At 49.0% G+C, this 25574-nt stretch carries 22 protein-coding genes; 9 read left to right on the forward strand and 13 right to left on the reverse strand.

The window, feature by feature from the left end:
* Positions 1–38: 38 nt before the first annotated feature.
* The 5 genes from L6H65_RS03650 to L6H65_RS03670 form a co-directional block, all read right to left on the reverse strand.
* The gene (locus L6H65_RS03650; RefSeq protein ID WP_236339050.1) at positions 39–2561 is read right to left on the reverse strand and encodes a pentapeptide repeat-containing protein; all 2523 of its coding nucleotides are present in this window, start codon (positions 2559–2561) and stop codon (positions 39–41) included.
* Between the two features lie 49 nt (positions 2562–2610).
* Positions 2611–3330 carry a hypothetical protein gene (locus tag L6H65_RS26530; RefSeq protein ID WP_290370299.1) on the reverse strand — a complete coding sequence of 240 codons (720 nt, stop codon included), beginning with the start codon at positions 3328–3330 and terminating at the stop codon, positions 2611–2613.
* A gap of 27 nt (positions 3331–3357) precedes the next feature.
* Positions 3358–4605: a hypothetical protein gene (locus L6H65_RS03660; protein WP_236339125.1), complete on the reverse strand. Its 1248-nt coding sequence runs from the start codon at positions 4603–4605 to the stop codon at positions 3358–3360.
* 26 nt (positions 4606–4631) lie between these two features.
* Positions 4632–5201 (reverse strand): hypothetical protein, encoded by a 570-nt coding sequence (locus tag L6H65_RS03665; RefSeq protein WP_236339051.1) that lies wholly within the window; start codon positions 5199–5201, stop codon positions 4632–4634.
* A gap of 85 nt (positions 5202–5286) precedes the next feature.
* Entirely contained in the window at positions 5287–9210 is a 3924-nt protein-coding gene (locus L6H65_RS03670; protein ID WP_236339052.1) for a hypothetical protein, read from the reverse strand.
* 776 nt (positions 9211–9986) lie between these two features.
* Here L6H65_RS03670 and L6H65_RS03675 point away from each other — a divergent pair.
* The 3 genes from L6H65_RS03675 to L6H65_RS03685 all read left to right on the forward strand — a co-directional run bounded on the left by L6H65_RS03675 (position 9987) and on the right by L6H65_RS03685 (position 11110).
* Positions 9987–10454, forward strand: coding sequence for a hypothetical protein (locus L6H65_RS03675; protein WP_236339053.1), 468 nt, complete (start codon positions 9987–9989; stop codon positions 10452–10454).
* Positions 10455–10470: 16 nt separating this feature from the next.
* Complete coding sequence (locus L6H65_RS03680) at positions 10471–10659, forward strand: hypothetical protein (RefSeq protein ID WP_236339054.1); 189 nt, start codon at positions 10471–10473, stop codon at positions 10657–10659.
* Positions 10660–10876: 217 nt separating this feature from the next.
* The gene (locus L6H65_RS03685; protein ID WP_236339055.1) at positions 10877–11110 is read left to right on the forward strand and encodes a YczF family membrane protein; all 234 of its coding nucleotides are present in this window, start codon (positions 10877–10879) and stop codon (positions 11108–11110) included.
* A 4-nt stretch (positions 11111–11114) separates the two neighbouring features.
* Here the strand turns inward: L6H65_RS03685 and L6H65_RS03690 are convergent, their stop codons facing one another.
* The 6 genes from L6H65_RS03690 to L6H65_RS03715 all read right to left on the reverse strand — a co-directional run bounded on the left by L6H65_RS03690 (position 11115) and on the right by L6H65_RS03715 (position 17535).
* Positions 11115–12215, reverse strand: a complete 1101-nt coding sequence (locus tag L6H65_RS03690) for a GerAB/ArcD/ProY family transporter (protein WP_236339057.1) — start codon at positions 12213–12215, stop codon at positions 11115–11117.
* A 37-nt stretch (positions 12216–12252) separates the two neighbouring features.
* Positions 12253–13461: a Ger(x)C family spore germination protein gene (locus L6H65_RS03695; protein WP_236339058.1), complete on the reverse strand. Its 1209-nt coding sequence runs from the start codon at positions 13459–13461 to the stop codon at positions 12253–12255.
* 11 nt (positions 13462–13472) lie between these two features.
* Positions 13473–15026, reverse strand: coding sequence for a spore germination protein (locus L6H65_RS03700; protein WP_236339059.1), 1554 nt, complete (start codon positions 15024–15026; stop codon positions 13473–13475).
* Between the two features lie 121 nt (positions 15027–15147).
* Positions 15148–15903 carry an HAAS domain-containing protein gene (locus L6H65_RS03705; protein WP_236339060.1) on the reverse strand — a complete coding sequence of 252 codons (756 nt, stop codon included), beginning with the start codon at positions 15901–15903 and terminating at the stop codon, positions 15148–15150.
* Position 15904: 1 nt separating this feature from the next.
* Complete coding sequence (locus L6H65_RS03710) at positions 15905–16258, reverse strand: PadR family transcriptional regulator (protein ID WP_236339061.1); 354 nt, start codon at positions 16256–16258, stop codon at positions 15905–15907.
* A gap of 239 nt (positions 16259–16497) precedes the next feature.
* Positions 16498–17535, reverse strand: a complete 1038-nt coding sequence (locus tag L6H65_RS03715) for a DUF5780 domain-containing protein (RefSeq protein WP_236339062.1) — start codon at positions 17533–17535, stop codon at positions 16498–16500.
* Between L6H65_RS03715 and L6H65_RS03720 the strand changes: the two genes are divergently transcribed.
* Complete coding sequence (locus L6H65_RS03720; protein WP_236339063.1) at positions 17513–17851, forward strand: hypothetical protein; 339 nt, start codon at positions 17513–17515, stop codon at positions 17849–17851. The genes L6H65_RS03715 and L6H65_RS03720 overlap by 23 nt on opposite strands.
* Positions 17852–18149: 298 nt before the next feature.
* On the opposite strand, the gene L6H65_RS03725 is transcribed toward L6H65_RS03720, so the two are convergent.
* The gene (locus L6H65_RS03725; protein ID WP_236339064.1) at positions 18150–18728 is read right to left on the reverse strand and encodes a response regulator; all 579 of its coding nucleotides are present in this window, start codon (positions 18726–18728) and stop codon (positions 18150–18152) included.
* Between the two features lie 384 nt (positions 18729–19112).
* On the opposite strand from L6H65_RS03725, the gene L6H65_RS03730 reads away from it, so the two are divergent.
* A complete protein-coding gene (locus L6H65_RS03730) occupies positions 19113–19436 on the forward strand; it encodes a helix-turn-helix domain-containing protein (RefSeq protein ID WP_236339065.1) in 324 nt (107 codons plus the stop codon).
* A gap of 6 nt (positions 19437–19442) precedes the next feature.
* Here the strand turns inward: L6H65_RS03730 and L6H65_RS03735 are convergent, their stop codons facing one another.
* Complete coding sequence (locus L6H65_RS03735) at positions 19443–21467, reverse strand: ATP-binding protein (RefSeq protein WP_236339067.1); 2025 nt, start codon at positions 21465–21467, stop codon at positions 19443–19445.
* A 193-nt stretch (positions 21468–21660) separates the two neighbouring features.
* Here L6H65_RS03735 and L6H65_RS03740 point away from each other — a divergent pair, with 193 nt between their 5' ends.
* From L6H65_RS03740 to L6H65_RS03755, 4 genes are read left to right on the forward strand one after another with little or no spacing between them, the layout of a single operon-like run.
* Positions 21661–22389: a response regulator gene (locus tag L6H65_RS03740; protein ID WP_236339068.1), complete on the forward strand. Its 729-nt coding sequence runs from the start codon at positions 21661–21663 to the stop codon at positions 22387–22389.
* A complete protein-coding gene (locus tag L6H65_RS03745) occupies positions 22376–23242 on the forward strand; it encodes a class I SAM-dependent methyltransferase (RefSeq protein WP_236339069.1) in 867 nt (288 codons plus the stop codon). Before L6H65_RS03740 ends, L6H65_RS03745 begins: the two co-directional genes overlap by 14 nt.
* 1 nt (position 23243) lies before the next feature.
* Complete coding sequence (locus tag L6H65_RS03750) at positions 23244–23996, forward strand: RluA family pseudouridine synthase (RefSeq protein WP_236339070.1); 753 nt, start codon at positions 23244–23246, stop codon at positions 23994–23996.
* Positions 23993–25300 (forward strand): CapA family protein, encoded by a 1308-nt coding sequence (locus tag L6H65_RS03755; protein WP_236339071.1) that lies wholly within the window; start codon positions 23993–23995, stop codon positions 25298–25300. Before L6H65_RS03750 ends, L6H65_RS03755 begins: the two co-directional genes overlap by 4 nt.
* Positions 25301–25574: the final 274 nt, after the last annotated feature.

Below are 25574 nucleotides of genomic sequence, written 5' to 3' on the forward strand. Positions count from 1 at the left end.
TCGCATTAGCGCCTGAAGCGCAGGACATATGAATCCGATCAGCACCAATGCCATGGATCCGGGATGCAAGAAGGCGGCTTCGGCGGCGAAGCAGCTGTCATCATGTTCTCCCAGGTCAGATGCTGTGGAGGCTTCTGATTCAAGTACTGCTGCAGCTTCTGCCCATTAGGGCAGGTTGTCGTACCGTCCATAACATCCTGCGTCAGCTGAGTAGTGGCCAGTACAACCCTTACCTGCTCCAGTGTATGTGTACTGTCAGGACGGATGACCATCAATACGGAGCCGTAGACATGCAGCGTACCATCGGCATTGCTAATAACATAAAACTCCACATAGCCCTGCTGCAGCTGCGTAGTATCCGTACTAATATTCGTCATATGCCACTTGCTGCCCGGAATAATAACCATATCGATTTTTGCCGAAGACAGCAGCGGATAGCCGTTCGTAGTGAAGGCAGTCTGTATGTCCGATGCTAAATTCTGCGCATCAAACTCTGCGCTCATCGATTGCGGAAGCTGGAACAGAGGCACACCAATAGGACCGCCGGATACATACAGCGTCGTGCTGATCTTAATGATGGAGTAGATGGGGTATAACGTATTGGTGCCGTTCTTAATCGTCCAACTGATGCCCAGTGTATTCACAACGACGGTCGCATTCGCATCCAGCGGATAATTGGCCGTCTGGAATTGCCCCCTTAACGCCGAAGAAATCGTTGCGTTATCCAGATCGCTGGAATAGGAAGAAGGCAATGTAAAGAAAGGCCCTTCATTCAGGGACACCGCTGCATTCGTCAGAACCGCGTTCTGAAGCTGCGCTTGCTGAAAGGTTGTTCCTTGCATGTTGGCAAAAGCGAGCGAGGTTTGCTTTTTATTAATGGATGGGGTCAGAAATGTTCCGTTCATCGTCGTCCCGATCAGGTTGGCAGAGTCCAGATTGGCGCCATACATGCGCGCCTGCGAGAAATCCATGCTGGCCAGATTGGCGTTCGCAAGATCCGCTTCCTCAAGATCTGCATTATCCGCCTTGGCCAGATTGCCGTACCAGTTGACGCCGGACATATTGACCGCATACAAATTAGCGTCGGTGAAAATCGCATTCGGCATATAAGCTCCTGCCAGTACAGCAGCGTCATTGCTGGATACATAAAGCCATACATACAGAACCGAGCCGGCATTCGTTATCGTGTAGACCGTATTGTTATCCGTAATGACCCAATTCTGGCTAGGTATGCGTACCGTTAATGTTGCGGCGTTCGACAACGGATAGCCTGCTGCTTGAAACGCCTGACTAATAGACGATGTAATCGCTCCGCCGTTCAGATCGTTAATAAGCGAGGTGCTGAGCGTGAAGGCTTCCTGCTTTGCGCCGAGCTGAGCGCCCGTCAAATTCGCTCCAGTAAGCGTTGCATTCGACATGCTCGCGCTGAACAGCTTCACGCCGTTCTTCATCGATGCGTTCGTCAGATTGGCGAAGCTAAAGTCTGTCCCCGTCAGATCACAGCCATCCAATAGACCGCCCGTCAAATCCGCATGGGTAAAGGTTACGCCTGGCAGCGCGCAATTCAAGAAACGCACATTCTGCAGGCTCGTACCGGTAAAGTTCGTATGCGCATCAATTTCTGCAGTCGTCAGATCCGCATTATTCATATTGGCTCCGCTCAGCGTTGCCCCAGGAATATGGATGCTGTTCACGTTCGCAAGAAGCAGATTCGCTCCAGTCAAATCAGCATCCGCCAATACGGTTCCGATTAGTATCGCCCCATACAGATTGGCATTGGCCATCGCTGAACCTGTCAGGTCGGCGCCATCAATTGAAGCATCGGTAAGATTCGCGCCTGTGAAATTGCAATTCTTCATCGTCGCATCGGACAGCACCGCAAATTTCATACTGGCGTTTGAGAAATCGGCGCCTGCTACTGTACATTTGGGCATGATGACATAATTCATTTTCGCGCCGGATAAGACGGCATTCGACAGAATCGTATCCGGACCTTGAAAGGTTCCCTCGAATAATGTCGCGTTCGCAAAATTCGCATTCGTCATATTGCAGCCCGAGAAATCCACATAGCTGAGATCCGCGCTCGCCATATAAGCCCATGTCAAATCGGCGTCATGAATAACTGAGGCTTGCTGAATTTGCGCAAGGCCCGTCGTTATAATTTGTTGAGTGAGCTGCGCCGTTGCCGGCGGATTGCTTGCAGCGACACGGGTTACCGTGCTTCCGCTCATATTAACCGCATACTGTACGCCACCTGAGGCTTGCTCAATCAGATAGACATTAGTGCCTGCTGTTTGCAGAATGAACAGCGCCGGAGAGCCGTCTCGCCCTGCCGTCGCTGTATAGGCGCTGCCTCCGTATACCAAATAGCTCCCATTAGCCGCTTGCAGCCAAAATCCGCTCGCGCTGTCGCCATACGCATTAAAGCGCTGGTCGGCAGCGGCGGAAGAAGCCTGGACGGCTACCACTGTTGCGGTAGACTCGTCCAGGCTCAAAAAGGAGCTGCCTGCGGGAGTGCTGAATGCCCACTTGCCAATAAATGTCATCGAATCCGAGGACATCTCCATTCCTCCTGCCACTACTTAATTTTGATGAACTAATTTTGATGAACTAATTTTGTTTAACAGGTTCTACTGTAACGGATCCATTGATGCCGTTGGAGCCCGAGTTGCCGGGTGCGCCAGACTCTCCGCCAACACCGTCGTTCGCACTTGACGGGTTCTGCCCGGGAGCCGAGCCGTTCTTGCCGCCGAAGCCGCCAAGACCACCGAAGCCAGCTGCACCGCCCACGCCGCCGATTCCGCCGGTAGATTGCCCAAGCGCAGGAATGTTGATCGAAGCGGTTACGTATTGTACGAGAATCATGCCGCCGTTGCCGCCATTGCCGCCGCTCCCGCCGTTGCCGCCATTGCTTCCACTGCCGCCGACTCCGCCAAGAGCCGGAGGAAGCGAGCTTGAGCATTTGGATGCCTGTTCTCCGGCGTTGCCGCCATTCGTACCATTGCCGCCATTGCCGCCATTGCCGCCCGCTCCCCCATTGCCGCCCAAGCTGGAAATGGTTATTGGTGATTGCGTAACAATGGTTTGGCATTTCAGTACAAAATCAGGGGGAATCGCTCCCGCTCCGCCATGATCGCCTATCCCGCCTGAAGAAACTGCATTCATGCCCACTTGTCCGTTCGTTGCGGATGTGCAATTCGGTTTATCTTTCTTGTCATAGCTGCCTGCCGCGCCGTTAGCGCCATTACTTGCGCCATTTTGTCCGGCCAGGCCATTAGCCCCGTTTGCTCCATTAGCACCTTGAATGAGAATATCGCAATTTGCGCTCATCGGTTTTCCCTCCTTCTATGAGTTCATCTAGCCTTGCGGTACGTTATTGATATATACCGTTCCGAGCGTGCCATTCTTGCCGTTCGCTCCCGGAGTTCCTGCCGAAGCTCCATTTCCGTTAGGATTACCGGTGCCGCCGTTGCCGCCGTTGCCTGCCGCTCCGCCTTGACCGCCTTGCCCTTTAGTTGGCGTGCCGAGAGAAATCGAGCCGTTCGTCCCCAGTGTTTGGTACGTGCAGTAGATGTTCTGTCCGTTGCCGGAATCGCCGCCCGCTCCTCCGCTGCCGCCCGTGCCGCCTTGTCCGCCTTTACCTTGAGCGCCTGTACCACAATACGTGGATGAGCTTCCTCCAGGTCCGCCCTGACCGCCATTGCCGCCGTTGCCGCCTACGCCGCCTGCACCGCCATTGCCGCCGCAGGACATCAAAATAACAGGACCTTCCACTGTCGTGAACGTCGCTCTTACGACCTGAGCGTCAGTACCGCGCGAGCCGTTGCCGCCCCCGGTTCCGTTGTAGCCCGTGCCGCCCGTATCCCCTTGACCCGCTCCTGTGGAACAAGAGCTCTTGCCATCGGAGCCCGCGCTGCCTTGGTTACCCGTATTGCCGTTGCCGCCATTGCCGCCCGCTGCTCCGCTTTGTCCATCCGGACCGACGCTAATAAAGTTGTTGGTCGGCTGCGTAGTATTGTCGGTCTGTTGAATCAGGTTGTCCGCGAGCAATGTTGCATTCGCCTGATTGATGATTTGCCCCCCTGGCTGGATCGTCACCGTACCAAAGCTGAATGAGGCAGGCTGATCGCCGTTGCCGCTCAGAATAAGCGGATTGTCCTTCGTGACAACTACGTCCTGTGCAGCAAACACAGCCAGCTGCGCCGGGAAAAAGTGCTTCTGAAGAGCATCCTTATAGGACTGGACATTCTGTGAGTTGCCATAAATATACGTTTGGTACGCTTGGCACAGGTCCGACTTCTGCGTCACCGACAAATCGGAATAGGGAAGGCTGGTCAAAGCGGCATCACAGGCAGCAAGCGGAGCATGATGCTCTGCCATCAGGTTGTTATGATAGACTTCATCCGGATTGCCTCCGAATTGCTTGAACTCATCAATGTTTTGAATCGTCACATAGGTTGGCTTGATAACCGAATCATGATCAGGATGCGCCGAAATATAAGTCGGTCCCGGTGTATCTCCTGTATTGATCGTAGTTGTGTGGACAATAGCATCTGTAAGATTGAATTGGCTCATAAATTGAGTACGGATTGTTTGTGCATTCATTAATAAACGCCTCCTGAAATTTTAATTTATTGTTTAGTAAACGTATTGACTGTCATAATGACTGGAGCTTCGCAAATAATTTGACCGCCCTGCTCTAGCGTAACCGAATTGAATGTGACAATAACCGGGTCATGGCCATCAGGCTCAATGATCAATGGATTGTCAGCGGTTACAACGATATCCTCACCCGCATATGCAGTTGCATTCAGCGGAAAATATCGCGCATTTACGATACCCGTATAGCTATTCACCGCATCACTCTGTCCAAGTACAATCGCCCGGAGCGCCGCATAGATATCCAACTCATCGGATTCCGTTAGCTCATGCTTCTCCAAGCCGTTTTTGTCTTGCGGCCAAGGAGCAGGCAATGCGCTTAATTGGCCGCTGCCGCTGCTGGTCCCGTGAGCGCCTACGATCTCCTTCAATTCTTCCACGCTGTTAACAACAATTGTTTTCGCCGGAATGGCAGACGAAAACTTCGGATTGCTTGACAAATAAGTCGGTCCTGCCGTTCCTCCGGTTTTCAGCGTACCCTTCTGAACATCAGCATCGGTTAGGCCGATCTGCTGCAGCGCTTGGCTGACTAAGTCTCCCACTATGCTTACCTCCCCTTCATAAATCGGGATTCCCTGCCCGCAGCGGTTCAACAATCACCTTTGCGGGCTGTGGCTCCCTTAACGTTTAATTGACTGGTATTGAATACACTTCCAGGCTGGAACCGCTGCGAATGACATCAAAAGTTTGGGTCGGATCGCTAACTGTCCAATATCCGCTCTGGTTGACCGTTGTAATAACTGTCGGGTTCGCCAGCGTGATGCCGTTAGCAGCGAAATCCGCCTGAACAGCAGCTGTATCGCCATTATCGAAATCCGGCTGCTTGCTGAGATCCAGATCGAATAACGGAGGCGTCGGCACCCAATGGCTGATAGATGGCTCTGTTATCATGTTCGGGCCAATGGTCGGCTCGTAGTTGAGCGTATACACATTGCGCCATACATCGACAACGAGACGAGCAGCGCTCACATACTGCGGATTCGTTGGCTGCAAGCGGGAATCTGGCGTTCTCACCAGGAATGAGCCGTCCGGATTGTACAGATCCAGAGAGTAGTCGCTCGGATTTTTACCGCCCGCCACATAGGACAGGACGTAGATGTAACCCTTCGCTTCCACCGCCACATCCAGATACGTAATGTCCGTGCGGTTGTCCGGATTGTACAGCGCCATATACGACAGGTAGCGGTTTACATTGAGCACCGCGCTGTTGACAGGATCAGCGGCAATATAGTAGGATTGCGCCCCGTTCCAATCCTCGACAACCCAGATGCTGCCCTTCGCGCGCACATCAACGGTCACGTTGTTCAACACATCGAATACATTCAATACCGTTGCCGCTTTCGTAATGTTATAGACGGCACTTCTGCTCGGGTCTGTAATCGACCATTCTGTGCCAGCCGTCACGACCGTCACATAAGAGCTGATCGCATGATTATTCATATCATTGCTGTCATATGACAGATACACGCCTTGATTGGCGAAAGCGTTAATGAGGTTTGTCGTGAGCGTCGCGCTGTCCAAATCAGCTGACAGAGACGAATTCAAATCGAAAATATGCGTCAAGCCGTGATTCTGGAACTGCAGTTGCAGAGCCTCAGAGAAAACGCCATTGTCCAGATCAGCCGCATAATCCGCAGCGCTCAGCGTGAATAGCGACTCACCCATGAAGCTGGCTACCGGATTGCCCTTCGTATCGAAGGATTGAATACGCTGGTTAAGCGTTTCGAGAATGAGGACGCGACCGTCCGGAGTTACCGCAAGCGCTTTTGGTCCTTGCAGCAGCCCTTGTCTGACCCCTTCCCCGGATACCATCTGTGCATCCTGCGCATGCGCATCATCGGATGGCTCGCTCGGAATTTGCAGAATTTCCATTTTGCTGTCCTTCCAGCTCACGCCGATAACCGATCCCTGCGGATGGACAACCATCGCATCCATGCTCGACAGGTTGAATCGGCCCCAGCTCTTCAGATTCGGATCGTTCAAGCCGAAGCCGCTCTCTCCGTCCATCAGATTGACCTGACGCAGGTTGAACTGATTGTTCCGCGTATCAAGAACGAAGTTGTTCGTGCTGATCTGCTGATCTGCTCCGCCATCTGGCTGCAGGCCGAATTGGTCATAGGCAATGTATGGCTGTACAGTAAATTGCACCTCGGATGTTTTGAAGCGGGATTGCGGATCAGCAAGCACCGAAAGGTTCTGCGCCCGATAATTCTGTCCCGAAGCGCTCCACACATAGCCGACCTCGAATGCCTGGCCGTTCAGCGTAATATCTACAGGCTTGCAAATATAGTTGCCGCCACTGCTGCAATCAAGACTTGCGACGGTAGCTGTCGGCAAATCGCCGGCATGCCAGATATGCTTATCCGAAGCAGCATCGTAAATAATTTTTTCTTTATAGTCATACTGGGTGTCCTGCGTGAGCGGAACGAGTATTTCGGTAATGTTCTCCGAAAGCGTCAAGGAAGTGGAGCCGCTATCCGGGAAGGCCGGAATCCAATCGCTCTGATACTTGCCGCACAGCCAGCCGCTGCTGGAGTAGATGCCGGCAATAATTTGAATGTTGCCGCCAACCGGAAGATTCGAGAAGGTCAGATTCAAAGGCGTGTTTGAAGTTACCTCCGGCATCTTGCCGCGAAGCACGAAGTTCGTGCCGCCCTGATATTGAACCGTTACCTGATAATGATCCGATACTGCAGGCCATACTGCCGTTTCCGGATGTCCTGCCTCCCCATGCGCAGGGTCTGGATGCAGATTGAACTGCAAATCCATCGCACGCGAAATGTCCACAGACAGCGTAGCTGGAGAAGACAGAATCTCGCCAGTCGATACCGCCATCTCGGCAAAGTTAATCGCCATGTTCGCAGCGCGCAATGCCCAGCCGACGAACGGAACATTGTCCTCAAGCTCAGCAACCGTGATTTGCTCGGTTACATAGAGCGCCAGCTTCTCAAGACCTTTGGCAAGCAGGATGCCTGCCATCGCGTCCGCGAAGGCGAACAGCACGGACTTGGCATTCGTCAGTGCAGCCGCTGTCGCTACGCCTCCCCCTACAATCGGGAACGCTACAGCAAGTGCAGCTACCACATTGTCAATATCCGCTACGAAATCGCTGAACCACTTCGAGTTAGTAATAGCCGCTCCAGCAATAAGGAATATGGTTGGAATGCCATATTGGAATATGCCTGTCAATATCGCGCCGGACGGATCGACATCGCCATCCCACTTCGACGTGCCAAGGCAGCCGAACAGCAGCTTCAAATGAGTCGCGTCATCCGGGAATACGAATGAAAGCTTCGTCGGATCTGTCGGCATCGGAATACCGAGAATCGTATTGACGGCCGAGACGCTGGAGATGAATTTCTTCTGGTCCGTCTCAAACCAGCTCTGAATAGCCGATGGAAGACGCTCCTGCCAGCCTGCCGGATTTGAGATCGGATCGCCCTTCTCGTTAAAAAATTGCGCATAGGCGGTAAGCGACCGCAGGAATATATTTTTTACTTCAATCGAAAAGGTTTTGTCGCTGTTAAATGATAATGTATCTGCATATACGTTCAAGCCATGGTTCGGCGTCTCTTCCTTAACCGTCCACTTGTAAGTAGGACCTGCTTCCGCCAATGTCGTTCTCTTCGCTGCGAACGACTTGTACAGCGCATTGCTCGAAGTGGAAGTGACATCATCCTGTTGGTATGCGGTCTTCCCTTGATTCACTGACCATGTTTGATTCTGCAGCGATGTATCATTGCTTGCCGACTGCATCGCGCTGGTCATCGGCGTAGTTGCATTCTGCTCGGTCAAGTCCGACCAGCTGTAGATAAAGATCGGATCTCCGGCTTTGCGCGATCCCATATCGTATCCGTAAGTCAACGGATTGCCGTACTGATCGACGGAATTTTTAATGATTGCCCATCCGCCTGTGGAGGTAGCCGGGCCTTGCTTGCTTATGATAGTCGCTAAATTATACACTGCGTTATATTGGGCTGGATTAACATTCTGTGGGGGTGCAATGTGGTCATTCATAACAACATTAGCGGTATACGGCTTGTTGGAGGACAACTCAGGATAATGGAATAGTATTGCCGTAGCGATATCCCATGGGCTTTGCAGGTTATCGGCATCCACATTCGCCTGAAGCGCATGCGCATCATTAAGGCTTGTTAAGCCAAAATGGGATAGCTTTGGATGAAGATGTCCGTCGCCGCTATTGCTCGCCAACTTTTTTTGAAGATGAGCTTCTCGGTGCTGCCTTGGAATATGTATGGACATATGATGCAGTTTCGGAAGATAAACATTTGGATCGTCATCAGGAGAAGTTACGCGAATGCGAAGCAAACGATCGGTTGGGAAATGTGCTTCAGCAGCTTCAACGTAATGAGTGAATCGCTGGCGATGTTCCTCGGGAATAAGCGCCAATGCCCTGTTGCTTTTTGTCGCATCTAACAAGGTTTGTGTCGAGTGTGGCTGCAACTCATACTTGTGTGTACCAAGATGCAGGGTAAACTTCTCATTCGTAGAGCTGTCGGGCGCAAGCTCAAAATGCAACGTTCTAGTCATTTCTCAATCTCCTTTTCAAATTGTTTTCCTTCCTCTTGAGGCCATGTTGCTGTTCTGCAACTAATAGGAAACGGATCTTGTGCAATAAAAAAAAGAAAAATTATAGAACCGCATTGCACAATTTCACTTTTGTTTCCATAGTTACAATTCGTATTCTATCAATAACAATCAAATTATGGAAGAATTTTTTTGTAAGGTTAGATGTCATCGCATTGCGTATTATTTAATAGATTTAACTACATTAATAGCATTATATTACATTTAATATGTTCAAAAAAACTATTAATAGATATTTATAGCAATTATTTTAAAATGATAATGAATGACATGACACCTCACTTCCAAGCCAAGTACAGTTACGTATCGGTCATCGTGTCGCCTCCTCTTTCCAAACTTTTTATCGTGCTATTGCCTGCCTCCTGTATTCGTGTTGCTTGCAAACTATATGCCTCTGCATAAATGAATATGCTTCCAATTCATCTGCTATTAGATAATAGCCGGTATGCTCCCAAGCACAAAGCGGAACTTTAGGAAATCTAAAAACATAGCATTTATTTACATATTAATACGCAATTCGACATTTTTTTCATTCCTAATAAAGCCATTTAATCTTTTCAATAAGAATGCTAAATGTGCGACTGCGGCCTCATTCGGAACGTTTTGACATTCAGAATTCCATTGGCGGTAACTCGCCATCTATCCTGTTCGTGTGATCCTGCGTGATCCTTTTGATCTCACTAGCCTATCGGCAGTATGATAGAATCCGAGGTGTAGATATGTTGACAGATAATCGTACTGGTCAGCGTGTTTCCGTCATCATTGCGCCTATGCAGATTAGTGATGTCCGGTACATGCGGCCAGGATGGACGCCAGGATTTAACTGGCGTCAGTATTTTAGAATGAAAAACGTGGAGGTGTACAAAATCTGTGTTGCCGGATCTACTCGTCTTGAGGGCGCCATTGCATTGGAGCACAGAGGCGATCATGTTTGGATTCATTTGATTGAAAAAGCCCCTTATAATCGTGGCTTATTGGAGCAATATAAGCATGTAGCCCATCATTTGTTTGCTTTTGCGACGCAGCGGCACTTAGATCATAATGGCGATGGCTTTGTTGCCTTTGAGATCAAGACCGGTTTGGCTAATCATTACATACGGGAATATGGCGCTGTGCCCATGAGCGGTAGCCGAATGTTTATTCCCGACGTTGCTGGGTTACGCTTAATTGAGGTATACTTAACATAAAGGTGGTGCATTTCAAATGAATAGAAACAAATATGTGAGATATTCTGGCCGACGACGTTTTGGGGGCAACGATCATCGTTTCGATGTCTATGAGGTCGCACCAACCGTACCCGGACCGAACGACAAACTGCGTGATCAAGAAGTGAGCAACGCCATATCTAAATGGAAAATTACAAATCCTCTTACTGCAAAGGCTCGCCAATAGGCGGGTCTTTTGTTTGCCTGGATGGGGAGCAGTTTTTTTTGCGGGGGATCAACTATGTCTGTTAATGAACAAAAGCAAAAAAAAGGAATTCCGCATCCTAAAAAGGAACTCCCTGGCCTTAAACAATGACTTGCTTGACGACAGGGCCTCTGCGGTATGTTGCTGCAGTGATCAGGCCAGAATACATAGCAAGAACATAAGAACCGAGGCGTACCTCATGAGAATATTGTCGATTTTTATACTATTGCTGACCTTTAGCCTCACGCTAAGTGTCATACTTGATCTTGTTATTGGCATGCCACTTGCCCAATCCATGCGGAACTTGATAAATTTTTGGCGGTTTATGGGGATTCCAGCCTATTTGCTGCTTGCAATATTTATAGGTGTGCCACTAATAAATGAAATTGCCGCTGCTGCGCATGCAAAGCAAAAGACAAAAAAACCGAATTAACGCTCTATCGGTTTCCTTTGCCGGCATATTTGCGGATTAGATGCACCGCTGCAAGCAGCAGTGGAATGCCAATGACAACGAGCACCTGATAGTTGCTGATCGACAGCTTTCCTTCCAATAGATGCTCATTGAAGCTTCCAGAGATCGACATCGAGGCAATCATAATGACGGCGCCCACGGGCATCACCAGCCTGCGGTGCGGTTTTACATGGAACAATTCTGCCGTCCCGATTACCGCAGCATAATACAGCAGAGCAATCTTGAAGAAATCGACGATCAACATCGTAAAAAGAGCGACCGGGTCCAGACGCTGCAGGAAGTCCGCAATATTCACTTTGCTCACCATCGTCAATAGCGCAAATATCGAGCGGGAAGAAATGTCGGCTCCAAGCACTGCAATATCGATTGCAATCGTATAGCTCAGCACAACGCCGCTGATGATAATCGCAATCAGGCCTGTTTTCATTTGCAGCTTCGGATTGTTCAAGTGAGGAAACAGCATGCAGAAGCAGATCATTTCACCGAAGGGGAAAATAAACGTGTTGGGGTAAGTTGTTGTCAGAATCGGCTTCCAGCCAAATTCCAGCACTGGCAGCAGGTTATTGAGATCGATGATGTTGGATGCAAACACAAGAATGCTTCCCACAATTCCAAATCCGACAATTACTACAATGAAAATCTCGCTAAGGCGAGCCAATACCTCAATCCCTTTATAAAGAACATATGCAATTGCAAGAAGCATGACCGCATTAAGCACGAAGATGGGCGTCGTATCAAATACCGAAGTGACTAATAATTCACCTGCATCCCGTACATCCCTGGCAGCATCATAGATAAAATAAAGAACAAGCACGAGCCCAAGCACCCAGCCGATGGGCCTCCCCATAATTCGCTGTGCATAACTGGTTAGTGTAAGCGTGGGATACTGCCGGTACAAATAGCTGTACAGAGAGAACAGCAGACAGCCGCTAAATGTGCCCAGCAGAATAGCCAGCCAAGCATCCTTCTTGGCATCCAATCCGTAATTAACTGCAATAGATGTACCGAATACAAACAGGATGATCAAGGCAAACAGCTGGCCTATGCTGATTTTGGGAGTATCCATGACCCTGTTCACCCCGATTCAAAGCTGTAGTTATGTGCTAGGATTGCTGCAAAAAAGATTTGATGCGCATGCCCGAGTTTCGTATATAGGAATCGACTACGACGCGAATCTCGCCTTTGGCAAACAACGTATTCCAATCATTCTGGACCCGCTTCCATTCCAGCTTGTTTGTGCGGTTCAACGCTTCCCCGAAGCCGAAAATATCGCTTTTTTGCTTTTGGGCAGCTTCTATGGATGCTGTAACTACTTCTGCCGACCTCTTGCTCCACCGCTGTTCCAGCATTGCAAGCTCGTCCATACGTGCAAGGTCGAGCGCGCATTTCGTATCCACTAGCCCGCCTTCTTCAATGATGGAGATTTCCAGCAGCGGCTTGCCATTATGCATGCTGGTTTTGATTCTCGTTTTTGATTTAGTCAACTCAACTGTCACCGCATCCTTTTTAGATCCACAATCCAGCTCTTCTACACTGCTTTTTATTTTGCCCAGAAGCTTTATTACGCCCCTGGCCTTATCACCATCCAGCCACTGCACCATTTTGCCGTCCTTAAACATGGCAAGCCCGCGTACCATTATGAGAGCATCGGGACGGCTCATTTCCACATTCGATTTTTTTCTGCCTCTTTCTATTTCGCCTTGAACGATAACCCCTGATATGACTGGCTCTCTCCCCTTGCTTACCAACGCCCTAATAATGTCATCAATCGTGTATTCCAAATTTTCCGACCAAAGATTGGAAGAAAACTCAAGTTTGCCTTCGATTGCATCGGCTGGAATTTTTTCCATCGGTGTAATAACGCCAAGTATTTCTTCTGCTGATGTATTCCTTGCAATGACGACCTTCGTCGTCAGCCGGGTTTGATGCAGCCGTTCAAAGGTATCGAACAGGTCATTGATTCCATCCCGTGCCAATGCCTCTCCGATGACCAATACTTTGACATGCGAGAATAACAGTTCACGCGGCACTTTGCGCGTTATTTTGCGTATAACCTCAAACAACGTCGATCCATTGTCTGCAAACACCGTGACAGCTGTTGTTCTCCCCCCTCCTCCGCCTTGAATGCCTGAGGATATTTCCGAAGGATTAATGACCTGAAAAGATATCCGGTACTCCGATCCGCCTGGCAATTTATCCATACCGATGGCAGAAACGATAGCAAGGTGGGACAACTCCTTACTGTTCCAACAGCCCGACAATACGACAATACTTAGCAGCAGCCACGACAACAGGATCGGTTTCGGTTTCATGGACAGCTTGGCTACTCTCCTTTTGAGTCAGATGAGTCCTTCGAGCTAGCATTCATTGCTCTCCCCCATGACTCGGCTGCCTCCTCCTGATGAATCAAGCGCGAGCGCTTGATGAACGACCAACGCGGCATGCGAAGAATGTTGTCCTTCTGATCAAAGAGGCGAAATGGGGCAAACGGGGCCATATACGGAATTCCAAACGATTTCAGACTGCACATATGGGCCAATAGAACAATGCATCCCAGTAGAATGCCGTAGAAGCCTAAAGTGGCTGCCAATATCATAATGAACAATCGGATTAAGCGTGCAGAAATGGCTACGTTGTAAGCAGGTGTGGAGAAGCTGGCAATACCAGTAATAGAGACGACAATGACCATCGCAGTGGATACGATACCAGCCTGAACAGCTGCTTGGCCCAGCACGAGCGCACCAACAATGGATACTGCTTGCCCCATAGCACGGGGCATTCGCACACCTGCTTCGCGAAGCACCTCGAACGAAAGCTCCATGAGCATCGCTTCTATGAAAGCAGGAAAAGGAATGCCGTCTCTAGCGGATGCAATGCTGATTAGAAGCGTTGTTGGTATCATGTCCTGGTGAAAAGTAATCGCTGCGATATAAACCGAGGGCAATAGCAGGGAGATTAAATAGCAGATGTATCTGAGCATTCGCAGAAATATGCCGACATCGAAACGGTTGTAATAATCATCAGGCGATTGGAAAAATTGGGCGAATACAGTTGGCACAAGCAGAGCGAACGGGGTCCCATCAACCAGAATGGCAACGCGCCCCTCCAGCAAATTTGCCGCAATTACATCAGGCCGCTCTGAATTATATATGGTGGGAAAGAATGTAGCGGTCTGGTCCTGAATCATCTCTTCAATGGCGCCGGATTCGAGTACCGCGCTAAGATTCGCCTTCTGCAAACGGTGCTTGACCTCTTGAACGAGCTCATCATCAACCGTGTTTTTCATATACATAATAGCAACCTCGGTCTGGGTCTTCTTACCGAGCTTCATCTTCTCCAGCCACAAATCCGGGTTCCGGATTCTTCGGCGAACCAAGGAGATGTTTGTCGCTAATGTTTCATTGAAGCTGTCCTTGGGCCCGCGGATAACAACCTGAGTCGTAGGCTCATCTACGCCTCTGCTCTCTCCGCCTTTCGTGCCGCAGCAAATAGCTTCGGCGATTCCATCAATAAGAAGAACCGTATCTCCTGATAATATCGATGCAAGGACACCGTCCAGAGTACGGGTAGTGCTGACCTCGCAGAGAGCAGATGCATGGTTGTACAAGAGCGAATAGACTCCCTCCTGTATTGTGCTGCCATGCGTTGTCAGGTCACTGCCGCTCCCTGCCAGATTCGAGCATAGCCCAGAATCGTTCATCATTTGTTTATCAATCAAGCCGTCGATATGCAGGGCTGTTACATGTGTCGTCGGACTGCTCGGAATTCGAATGCTGCGCATAATCAAATCAGGACTGTTGCCAAGTCGCTGCTGGAGCTGTGCCAGTATGACCGAAAGCTCTTCTTGAAGGGATGATTCCTCTGTACTGGTTCTCATGGCTGGAAAACCTCTTTACCTTTACTTGTTACTTGAGATTATTTACTAATTTAATTTAATTATTCCATCGATGAAGAGGAAGGTTACCTGCACCGCACCAAGCACAACAGTCCTGTGTCCATTATTGTCTCTTGGGCCTATTGCCCAACCACTTGTTCATAATAAATATCGCCAAGCCTATAAGAGCAAGCGAAATGTACACTTGCAGCATCTGATAGAGCGGGCTCGTCAAATCCCACAGTTTGAACAGCATTTGAGGTCCAAAATAAAGAATAGGGAAAAGATTCATAAACCAGCTCTTCAAATACACGCTGATAGAAGTAAACATCAGAGCAGCAGCAACGCCTGTGACGACCGTTCCAGTCCCTCCCAATTGAACGACAGGCACTCCCCAATACATGTCCGCCACCAGGACAATGACAAATCCGGCAAAGCCGAGAATGGCATACAGATAGATTATGCTGAAGCCCTTCCACCTCGACCGAAAGGAAGAGAGTCGGATAGAGTTAACCATTAGCGCAAGTCCAAGCAATAGAGCTGCTGGGTATCCAAAAATAACAATCCATGAGAACGACACATCCCCTTTCAACGCTTCGCCAAGCAGCCAAAATGCCGTAGCTCCCAACAGAAAACAGATCACATTGCTGACAATCTCTTTCTTGGATACAGTCATCTCAGCAGCCAACTCATCCGCATATGTCCGACAGTTTTTACCGAAAATCTGAACGACTGTTTTACCTGCAGCTTCCCCCTCCAGTAAATGTGCCTCTGCCTCTTCAATAAAGCTCTTGATTTCCTTCTCATTCACGCCCTTAGTCATCAGATAGGCGTTCAAGTCAATAAGAAAACGCTGACCTTCTTTGGAAATTCCATTCATCTCAGCCGCCTCTCTTCCCATCATTACTTTTGAATCTTTTATTGTGCAGCAAACGGTCCACACTGTAAGACAATTCATTCCAGCGTTGAATAAATTCGTCCAGTGCCTTCAAGCCTTCTTCTGTTAACCGATAATACTTGCGCTTTGGTCCTAAATCAGATTCCTTCAGCACACTCGCTACCAGCCTATCCTTCTGCATGCGTATAAGAACAGGGTATATGCTGCCTTCACTTACCATTGTAAATCCATATCGGGCCAGCTTCTCCGTCATTTCGTAGCCATAGGTCTCCCCTTCCGAAATAACGGCAAGCAAGCAGCCCTCTAATATGCCCTTAAGCATCTGGCTAGACGACACGTTGCTTATCCTCCTCCCCAACTAACTTGTTATACAAGCTAGTTATGCGCAAAAGCGCTGCTATATTGCTATGCAAGTTACCTGAAGAATAACATGCTGCCTCTTAGAACGCAAGCGGCAAACCGCCAATATGTGGTGTGCACTGTGTGCTGTATTCCTTTTGGCGGGATCACTTGGGCTGCTAACAAACGAGGGCTGTCCCAATCGCATAATGCACGTTCGGGACAGCCCTGACTGTTCTAAATCGTAGACTCCAACGGCTTTTCTTTGTATTTCTCAATCCAGTATTCATAGTAAGGATTGGTCCATGTCGTGTCATCATAGAAGACAACCTCTTTTACACATGCAAGCACTTTTTTGATGCCGTGGTCGGTATCCAGCGACCATCCGCTATTATCTCCGAACGTACCTTCAGGTACAATATTGACATTCTCCCCTTGACCAATAAATTCAATGGCGCCATCAGAGAAATCAAATTGCCCTCTCACTCGTACTGGCAAACCGTTCGCATCGAATCCAAGCATAGATACGACGATATCCTTGATTTTTTTATCTGAATTATTTTTAACTTTTACTTGAATCATATCCGGGTACAAGGCCTTGAATTCATCGCTTTGTATGGCAATGCCGGCGCTCAGTATCGTTGCGAGCTGACTCGTTCTGGCTTCTTCCATCTTCTTCTTCCGTTCTGCCTCCAGCAATATTGCATGTTCCTTCTCATAATCAGCTTTCTTCTCTATAACACCAGTATCACCCGGTACAACATTCAGCGCTTCATCAAGCATATCGATGGCTCCTGCAAAATCCTGAGCCTTAGCCAGACTCGCGGCATTCGCTGCGATTTCATTCTTATAATCCTCAGAGGATTGCTTGACTAGGTCCTGTGCCTTGTCATAGTTGCGATCTGCTATGATAACAGCCTTCAGTTTAAGAAGACCCTCCTTGTACTTTTTCGCTTGAACCAGCTCTTCACCTTCTTTGAAGGCCGTTCGTGATCGGTCCAGCTCCTTCACATCTTTCAAAGCGGCGTTCGCTTCCAGCGCCATAATCTCAACTTTCACAATCGTTTCAAGGTCAGCAGACGCATCCTCAAACGTACTCTTATTATCAATGAACGCTTGCTTTATCCGTTCGATTTCCGCTACGATGAAATCTTCTGCTTCCTGCTCCTTTTCCAAATTGCCATTGATGCCGTCGTTGTAAATTTCACTCGCTTCCGTATAGTTTTGATCCAGAATGGCAGCTTCGAATTTTTTGACCGGATTATTCAGGAACATATATACGAAAACCGAAGCAGCAGCGATCAGAATTACACTGCCGCCGATGATCCAAAATTTCTTCTTTCCGGCAGATGATGCTGATGCAACTGGTCCGGATGGTCCTAGTGATGCAGATCCTACTGCTTGTGCTGATGATTCTGATGATGCAGATCCTGATGATGCAGATCCTGATGATGCAGATTCTGATGATTGTACTGATGCTCCTAGTGATGCAGATTCTACTGCTTGTGCTGATGATTCTGATGATGCAGATTCTGCTGGTTTTGCCAGTTTCGGCTTGCCGCAGTTCCCGCAAAATGCGCCGCTCTCTTGAAGCTCGTTCCCACAATGACTGCAATAATTCATGTACATTCCCCCTGATTGTATTCATCATGCTCTCTCTAAATCTACCTCTGCCATCCTTGAACTTATTCTACAGCCAGCAATACGCGGGTTATTAATAGGTATAATTGCCCACATCAGTACTAGTGTACCATTTTTCCCGCAACTATTTATAGTATAATTTCTCAAAACGGCAGCAACAAAACATGCACCGCCACAAGCTGACAGCAATGGCGACTACCCGTCCATTGGATCAGTATGCGAGGTGCATGTATGGATTTCCTCCTATCTTACTCAACTAATTTATGCCTGATGGTCTTAAGTTGATTTTTAATTGTAAATGAGGATTTATGCAATGCTGCGGCTATTTGACTCTTATTCAAGCCCGCTTCGTTCAGAATATAAACTTCACGCTCCACCTGTGATAGATTAGAAAGCCTTTTCTTATTCTTCAATTCGTTTCTTATCACCTCTGCGCAGTCTGAGTGTATCGACGCCTTGTTCATGTGGGATTCGCGAATAGCCGATACGATATCCTTCACATTCATTTTATGGATGAGATTCATGGCACCGCAAGCAATGGATTCGAGGATGATCCCTTTGTTCGTTGCATTCGTCAGTACGATAATCTTGATTCCGCTCATGCTGGATATGAGTTTGATCGTCTCCATCCCCTCATTGTATGATCCTGCCAGATCAATATCCATGAGTACAATATCAACAGGCTGGTTCTGTGCTGACTCTATGGCAGACTCCTTCGAAAATACCGTATCTACAAGCGCGATATCCTTCTCTCGCTTAAAAGCCTCATGCAGCGTGTTGATCCAGAATTTATCCTTCTCCACAAGTAAAACTTTAATTGATTCCATCGAATATCGGATCTCCTTCAGAACGTCTACTGCTAGGGATGCCTGCTGCTGCTCTTAGCAGGTCCATATCTTTACATATTACACACAATTACAGCTTCCCTACAACCATTACCAGTCAAACTTTCTCCTTGACCTCCCCTATAATAAAATAAGCGCCCTCTCCGGACGCTTTGCTTCATGCAGCTAGTTTGCGATTGCAGCGAACCATTCCATCACCTTCCAACCCATGAGTCCGACGGTTGCTCCAAACCTATTTTTTCAGTAGAAATGTATTTCCACACTTGACAATGATACACTTTGTATCATAAATTACTAGTAGTAGAGAATTACAGATTTTATAACACTAGGTCTAGATAATTAGTATGACGTAAGGAGTTTATATCTATGACGATGGGAGACCGCTTGCGAGAGCTTCGTCTGAGAATGAATATTTCTCAAGAAGAAGTGTCCAAACAGATTGGTATTACACGCTCTGCTTACAGTCATTACGAAATTAACAACCGGCAGCCTGTCTATGAAACATTGAAGAAATTGGCTGTTTTGTTTAACGTGTCGCTGGACTACATTATCGGCGGTGAGGCTCCAATTCCAGATACGCAGGTGCTGCCCGAGACCGCCGAGATTATGCGAATATTGAATAGTATGGACTATGACAAACGTAAACGATCCATCGAGAAGGTGATGATCATCCTTCGCCAAGCTGAGTAGACATCCTTACACTTGCAGCGAAGCAGGCAATGAGATCCAAATAACTGTGCCCTCTGCGGGGACGCTTTCCGCTTCAATCTTTCCCTTGTGCGCTTCGACAATTTCTTTGGCGATTGCCAGTCCAAGCCCACTGCCCCCGTCTGCTGAATTGCGCGACATTTCTTTCTTATAGAACCGATCGAAAATATGCGGCAAATGTTCGGCTTCGATTCCGCTGCCCGTATCTCTCACCCGCACGATTACACGACTGGATTCAAGCTCGTACGAATAGGTCAGTTTAATTTTGCCGCCCTCCCCCGTATGCTTGATAGCATTATAAATAATATTCGCAATGACCTGATCCATTCGGAACAAGTCCATCCGCAGCATTACGCCCGCTACATCCACCTGCTGCTTTCCTGAGGGGTCCTGTTCATACTCACTTTCGAATCGCAAGCCTTTAGCGCGCACATCCATCTCGAATTGCTCGCGATGCCGCTCCATCCAATCCTTCAATTGGACATGGATATAATCAAACATTAATTGCCCAGCCTCCAGCTTCGACAGCTCGAACAGGTCGCGGATAAGCCGATTGACTCCGCCTACTTTACCGAGCATCATACGGACATATTTATTGCGCTGCTCATCGGTTGTCACCATTCCGTCCTTCATCGCCTCCAAATAACCTTGCAACAGCGTCATTGGCGTTCCCAGATCATGCGAGATGTTCGTCATTAATTGTCTTCGTGAATTTTCCATCTTCGCCAGCTCACTGTTGGCCCGCTCCAACGTCTCATTCGCCCCTCGAAGCGCTTCCGTACGTTCTTCTATTCGATCCTCCAGATGAGTGTTCAGTTCACGGAGCTCATGAGATACCTGCTCAACACGGTGCAGCGCGCTGGAGAAGCGCGATGAAATAATAAACGACTGCATCAGAATGAAGAAAAATAATCCAAGCGGCACAAGCTGCTGATTGTTGAATTTGCTCCATTCATTATAGAATAGCATGTCGTTCAGCACGGCCAATACAAACACCGTAAGTCCTGCCAGTACGTAAGGAGCTCCCTCCCGTTTGCGCACAACTGCAAGAATGAGTACAACAAGCAGATAGATGCCGACAAGCATGACAAACAACTGATAAGCGATCAGCATTTTGGAGTACACAATGGCAGGAAAGGCCAGCACATACAGTGACAGCAGACTGCCCACCCCTATTACAAGCCGCTTCAAGATCTTAGGCATGTCATACGGGAACAATCTGTACACATACAAATATCCGGTAACCGCGCTGAAAGCAAACGATATGTATTCGATCTTAAGTCCGGCCTCCCACGAAATGAATGGAAAGGACTGCAGCAAATACCCTTCGCCTGTAACCCCGATCCGGGTCGCAACGAGCAGACATAGCAGGCCAAAATAAAGGGTGAACTGCTCCCGCCGCCGGAACGCATACAAGCCGATATGATAAATCCCGATGATGAACAGGCTGCCGAGAATAATCATATCCTGAGCCGATGAGCGCAGCTGTGAACCAACAATATCACTGCTGTCCCCCAGCTTGATATCGAGCCAAATACCGCCTTTGCGGTGCTGGAAATTGGATACTTGCACAACGATTTCCAAGCGATCGGTTCTTCCATCGAACGAGACAATTCGCGGGAACTGCTCGGCGCTCGCTGTCTCTGAACTCGTACCGACTAAACCGACAGTTGCTAATGGATTGCCGTTAATCCAAAGCTTATACGAGCTTGATATATTGGGCATGCGTAGCGCCAATACATTTGCTGTCGGTTCGATCCACACCGTAAGCCGATAGGTAGCATAGCCTTGTCCGCTCTTCACGCCGAAGCTCTCCGGATAGCTGTTCCATGATCCTGGGACATTCGCATAACGGATATTCTGCTCCCTGAATGCCTCATTGGCATTGAGCAGCTCCTGACCATAGAAGGCCCATTCTCCGGTCAAATTAATCGCCCCGTCTTGTTGAAAAGACCAGTTGCTAAGGTCCAGCTCCCCCTTGACAGCTTTCGGCTTCACCTGGGTGGAAGACACTGTGCAGCTGCTGCATAAAGCGATCATAAACATAACGATGCACATGGTTGAAATGAGATGACGAATTGCGATTACCTCCTATAAAAAAACGTCGATTGCCCATCCCTCCCTCTATTCGATATAATAGTCGGGGAAGACTGCAGAATATGCCGAAGCAATGAAGCGAAACTTCAGTGCAATAGGGGGGCTAGAGATGACTACAAATAAAATATTGGTCGTAGATGATGAACCAGACATAACCGAATTGATCACACTCTATCTGGAGCGTGATGGCTTCGACGTTCATTCCACGGATAACGGCGAAGATGCGATCCTGCTTGCTGAGGAGCTCAAGCCAGACTTGATTATACTGGACATACAGCTTAAAAATCTTGACGGGATCGAAGTATGCAAAAAAATACGAACGGACTCCGGGGTCCCAATCCTGTTCATTAGCTGCATGAATGATGATACCGACATTATACACGGTCTGACAGTCGGCGGCGATGATTATATGACCAAGCCGTTCAGTCCGAGCCAGCTCGTTGCCCGCGTCAAGGCGCATCTGCGCAGGCAAGCCGTAATCGATCAAAGCAAAACCGTGATCGTAGTGGAGGAAGTGCTTACCTTTGACGGCCTCGTCATCGACATTCCAGCACGGACTGTGCTTGTACGGGAGAATGAGATTTCCTTGTCCACCAAGGAATTCGAGCTGCTTGTACAGCTTGCCCTAGCTCCTAACCGGGCATTTCCACTGGATGATTTGTATACCCTCGTATGGGGCCATGACAGCATGGGCGATACGAGGACGCTGATGGTTCATATCAGCAACCTGCGCAAAAAAATCGAGATCGATCCGACGAATCCGCTCTACATCACAACGGTTCGCGGTGTCGGCTATAAATTCAGCCTCAAGGAAGGAAATACTCATGTACATCGCTAATCAATGGAAAGACTATGAATTGCTGGATACAGGCAACGGAGAGAAGCTGGAGCGTTGGGGCTCATACATATTAAGAAGACCTGACCCGCAAGTCATCTGGCCGATATCGAATGAAACCGGACATTGGACAACCGCCGACGGTCACTATCACAGGAGCTCCTCAGGCGGTGGCGACTGGCAGTTCCGCACGAAAATGCCGGAGCGCTGGACGGTCTCCTACGGCGAGTTAAAGTTTCATATCAAGCCTACAAGCTTTAAACATACCGGACTATTCCCCGAGCAGGCAGTGAACTGGAGCTGGATGATGGACAAAATCCGCAGCGCCGGACGGCCGATTCGGGTTTTGAATTTATTCGCCTATACAGGCGGAGCTACAATCGCAGCAGCAGCAGCAGGGGCCGAAGTTTGCCATGTCGATGCCGCCAAGGGAATGGTGCAATGGGCGAAGGAGAACGCGCAGCTGTCCGGACTAGAGAATCGCCCTATACGGTACATAACCGATGATGTATTCAAGTTCGTACAGCGTGAGCAGCGACGCGGACGTCAATATGACGCCATTATTATGGACCCTCCCTCCTACGGTCGCGGCCCTAACGGAGAGATGTGGAAGCTGGAGCAGGACTTATATCCCTTCCTTGCCTTCTGCTCCACGATTCTGTCACCTGACCCGCTGTTCATGCTTATCAACTCCTACACAACAGGGTTGTCTCCCTCTGTCTTGCACAATCTGCTGCATATGACAGTCGGGCAAAAGCATGGCGGCGAGATACACTGCGGGGAGATCGGACTCCCCATTACAGCATCCGGCTTGACATTGCCTTGCGGCATATTGGGTCGCTGGGAGGCTAAGTAGAATGGCCAATGATGAGCGCTCGACAACCAACATGAAGCTGAATATCCTGTATGAGGACAATCATCTGCTCGCGGTCGTCAAGCCTCCGGGCATATTGTCACAAGCTGATGATACGCTAGAGCCTGATATGGTCACACTGCTGAAGGCGGACATTAAAGAGCGCTACTCCAAACCCGGCAATGTATTCGTAGGGCTTGTCCATCGTCTGGACAGGCCTGTCGGGGGGGCGATGCTGTTCGCCAAAACCTCCAAGGCTGCCTCGCGGCTCTCGGAATCAGTCCGCAGCCGCTCATTTGACAAAAGATATCTGGCTATCGTCCACGGCTCTCCAGCGCAGGCACAAGGCCGTTTGCGGCACTATCTGCGCAAGGATGCTGCTCGCAATATCGTTACCGTACATCATAAGCCCGTTGAGGGCGCCAAAGAAGCTTTGCTGCACTATGCAGTCGCAGCTGTCCAAGGACAATACTCACTCGTTGCAGTCGAGCTGCTGACAGGACGCCCCCATCAGATTCGAGCACAGATGGCGGCTATCGGCTGCCCGCTGCTATATGACCGCAAATACGGCGCTCCTCCTATAGAGGGACAGCTTGACATCGCCTTATGGTCTGCTTCAATCGGAGTTGCGCATCCCGTATCGAAGGATTGGTTGACCATTCAATCCGCACCTCCATCTGCATCGCCATGGTCACGCTTCAGCGATGAAGACTATGCCCTTGCATTGCAAATTTTACCGTCAGGTAGTACAGAATGATGCGAGCGATGCGATTGCTAGTCGCAGCATTACTAATAACCGTATTATTGACGGGGTGTGTAGACGCACAGTCCCGGACATCTGAGAAACCTTCCGACAAACCGGATATCGCAGCCGACCAACTCAGTCAAGAGCATGGGACAGAAGCGGAACCCGGATCAGAGTCTGTTTCAGACAAGCAGCCTATTGATCTCGGATCAAAGCCTGAACCTGACAAGAAGCCTGGGAAGACTGGCTCCTCTGATGCGCTTTGGGTAGCTGTTGGCGATATAATGATGCACATGCCTCAGCTCCCGGCTTATTATAACAAGACCACCAAGCGATATAACTTTAATCCGTTCTTTGAAAAAGTAAAGCCAATATTGGAGCAAGGGGATTGGTCGCTGGCAAATCTCGAAACCCCTATCTCCACCAAAGATTTGGGCTACTCAGGCTACCCCCGCTTCAATGCCCCAAGCGAGCTGGCTGAAGCGCTTAAATACGCCGGGTTCAACGTCGTAACGAATGCGAATAACCATTCCCTGGATCGTGGAGCGGAAGGCATCAAGCGAACACTTCAGCATTTGGAGAAGCAAGGATTCACGACTAAAGGGACCGCCCGTTCCAAAGCCGAAGCAGACAAGCTGACTATCGTTGAGCGTCAAGGCATCAAGATGGGACTGCTTGCATATACCTATGGCACGAATGGCATTGCACTGCCCAAAGGCAAGCCCTATTCTGTCGCGTTAATCGATGAAAAGGCAATCATACGAGATATTAAACGGCTCCGTGAAGCAGGGGCGGACTTTATTACAGTTGCACTTCATTTTGGCGTCGAATATCAATTGACTCCCAATGATACACAGAAGAAGCTCGCCCGCAAGCTGATCGCAGCAGGTGCAGATATTATCGCAGGCGCTCATACACATGTCGTTCAGCCTTATGAAACGGTAGAGGTAACCGAAGCTGACGGCTCCGTCAGACGCGGACTTATTATCTATTCCATGGGCAATTTCATTTCCAATCAGCGGGGAGATACGAAGGACTGCGGAGTTATCTTCAAGGTCCATATTCATAAGGACCATGCGGCCAATCATACAACAATTGGCGATATCGAAGCGGTCCCAACATGGGTTCACCGAGTAAAGAAGAACAAGGCCAACCACTATCAAATTCTCCCGATGGAGCAGTCGCTTGAGAAGGGTCATACGAAAGGATTAACAGCTGCCGATTACAAGGAAATCAAACGCAATCTATCCATTCTGACCAAACGGCTCCAAAGTATGGCTATCAAGCCTGTTGCCATGAACGCAACAGAATCCTAATGGGATTAAAGGGCTGTGTCAACGTAGTTCGCTACTTTGACACAGCCCTTTCGCAATTAAATCTGCATTTGTTCGCACAAAGCGCTACAGCTCGGGAACGTGGAGCAAGGCGTGCTGTAACGTGAAGAAAATCAAGGAACGCTGAAACCTTCTCTTCTTGCAGATGGCAAGACCTCGCAGATTGCTCTTCAGCCATCTCCATAAGGCGGAAAAACCGCTTTACAGCTCGGAAACTTGGAGCGAAGAACGCTGTAACGCTGAAAAACCCTCTTAC

It is taken from the genome of Paenibacillus plantiphilus (genome assembly GCF_927798095.1).
Taxonomy (GTDB): Bacteria; Bacillota; Bacilli; order Paenibacillales; family Paenibacillaceae; genus Paenibacillus_Z; species Paenibacillus_Z plantiphilus.